The 332-nt window shown below is 44.6% G+C and carries 1 protein-coding gene; it reads left to right on the top strand.

Annotation, left to right across the window (positions count from 1 at the left end; genetic code table 11):
• Window positions 1-205: 205 nt before the first annotated feature.
• A partial coding sequence (locus H6B10_RS15880; RefSeq protein WP_204652409.1) for an HAD family hydrolase occupies window positions 206-332 on the top strand: 127 nt, incomplete at its 3' end.

A 332-nucleotide genomic window follows, 5' to 3' on the forward strand; every position in this document is an offset into this window, starting at 1 on the left:
TCAAACAGTAATTCCATCCGGAAAAACGCCTCCTTACAGATTCGCGTATCTATCATACCATAAAAACAGGGGAGCCGGGTACTGTTTTTTGCAATTTTACAACTATTTTTGGGCGCACTGTGCAAAAAAACCAAAATCGTCTTGCCGTTTTTGACAGATGCCACTATAATAAGGTATATCTGTAGATAAAGAGGGAATAGGGAAGATGTATACCACCGTACTGTTTGACCTGGACGGAACTTTGCTCAATACCATCGACGATCTGGCCGATTCCGCCAACCGTGTCTGCGAAGCCCACGGCTGGCCTACTTATGATGTGGCGCAGTATTGTT

The organism is Gemmiger formicilis (assembly GCF_016901605.1).
In the GTDB taxonomy this organism is placed as follows: Bacteria; Bacillota; Clostridia; order Oscillospirales; family Ruminococcaceae; genus Gemmiger; species Gemmiger formicilis_B.